The organism is Rhodococcus sp. PML026 (genome assembly GCF_000963615.1).
In the GTDB taxonomy this organism is placed as follows: Bacteria; Actinomycetota; Actinomycetes; order Mycobacteriales; family Mycobacteriaceae; genus Rhodococcoides; species Rhodococcoides fascians.
The window spans coordinates 1-1747 of the sequence record NZ_KQ031369.1 but is presented as its reverse complement, the minus strand read 5'-3'; the positions used below and the strand labels follow the sequence as shown (position 1 = coordinate 1747).

Annotated in this window: 1 protein-coding gene and 1 pseudogene; one reads left to right on the top strand and one right to left on the bottom strand. The window is 63.5% G+C overall.

All coding sequences use genetic code 11. The features are described from left to right. Window positions 1-106 precede the first annotated feature (106 nt). Window positions 107-1306, top strand: a complete 1200-nt coding sequence (locus VF34_RS04320; protein WP_231578188.1) for a DDE-type integrase/transposase/recombinase — start codon at window positions 107-109, stop codon at window positions 1304-1306. A 79-nt stretch (window positions 1307-1385) separates the two neighbouring features. Here the strand turns inward: VF34_RS04320 and VF34_RS04315 are convergent. Continuing rightward, window positions 1386-1747: pseudogene (locus VF34_RS04315) on the bottom strand (MFS transporter); the annotation flags it as partial.

The window sequence follows — 1747 nt, the reverse complement described above, 5'->3', positions numbered from 1 at the left end:
CTACGTGTTCAGTCCGGGGACATATGAGACACGAGATGTCCACGGACATGTGACACACAGGCTGTGGTGATGCTGCGGGGCACTGTGACCGGCTATGGAGTAATCCATGGCCAGATCGGATGCCCGGATGAACCTGCTCGACGCCACCTTGACCGCATGGATCATCGAGGGAGCTGACGTCTTCGACGAACGAGGCCTGTCTGGCTTCTGCGCCGATCACGGGCTCTCCCGCAGTACTGCCAACCGTCACGCCGCCCGGATCCGGGAACGGGGCCGGTGGGAGCTCGACTCCCGCCGGCCTCGTTCGAGCCCGGCACGCACCCCTGACACTGTCGAAGCCCACATCATCGCGCTCCGCGGCGAATTGGGCCGCGAAAACGGTGCCGACAACATCCGCTACGAGCTGACCAAGATTGCCGCCGAACATGATTGGGCCGGCAAAGGCTGGAAGATCCCAGCCCGATCGACCATCAACAACATCCTCACCCGCCACGGCCTGGTGACCCCGGAACCCAAGAAGCGACCCAAATCGTCCTACCGCCGGTTCCAATACGCCCGACCCCGTGACTGCTATCAGATCGACGCCACCGAAGTCGTACTCGCCGGCGGTGGGAAAGCCACCGTCTTCGAGGTTCTCGACGACTGCACCCGCACCCTCGTCGCGACGTACGTCTGCCACGCCGAGACCACCGCCGGAGCCATCACCGCCATCGGTACAGCGTTCGCCGACTATGGTGTGCCAGCAATAGTGTTGTCCGACAACGGAATGGCGTTCTGCGCAACCGCATCGAAGGGCCGCTCGAAGTTCGGTGCATTCGTCACCGATTCCGGTGCCCGGCTCATCCACTCGAGTCCGTACCACCCGCAGACCAACGGCAAAGTCGAACGCCACCACCGGACCTTCAAAGAGTGGCTCACCGACCAACCCACCCGGCCCGCCACCGCAGCGCAACTACAGAAATCATGCAACCGATACCAGAAGTTCTACAACACCGACCGCCGCCACAGTGCCGTGAAAATGCCCCCTGATCAGGCATGGAACCGAGCTGCGACCCTCGGCGGTCCACAGCATTTACCCGCCCAGGTCGACGCCTCCGTCGGCACCCATCGCGTCTCCGACTCCGGCGTGATCGCCGTCGGCAACCACACGATCTCCGTCGGACGACCCCACGCCTACACTCGCGTGACCGTCCTACGCGACGGCAACCACGTCACCGCCTACACGGCAAGCGGAGACGTCCTCGGCCACCTGCACCTGAACACCGACAAGCGCTACCAAGGACAACTCCACCGCCCCGCAGCCTAGAATCGTGTCCCACATGTATCGAGACACCCGTGTCCCACATGTATCAAGACAGCACACGTAGCAGGGGTCGAGGTTCCACTCACATGGGTTTCTCGAACGCGGGCCGGGCGTAGAAGCAGACCGCGATCATGCCGACCAGGAGCACGACGGCGGGCAGAATCAGCGACTGCGCCATGGCGGTGGTGAAGCCGTCACGCAGCATCTCGGGCACTCGGCCGGCGAATTCGTTTGCCCCCGAAGCCGATCCACCGGTAGGTAGTTCGGCGGCCAAGCGCGATTGGATGAGCGCGCCGATGCCCGCGCTGCCGAGCACGGACCCGATCATGCGGGTGGTGTTGTAAATTCCCGAACCCGCGCCCGCCTGGCTCATCGGAAGATTACGAGTGGCCGTCGCTGCCAACGGAGACCAGATCAACGCATTCGCCACACCCATTGCAGCGA

Coding starts and splice junctions, on each gene's coding strand:
- VF34_RS04320 (WP_231578188.1), top strand. CDS start 107: ATGGCCAGATCGGATGCCCGGATGAACCTGCTCGACGCCACCTTGACC.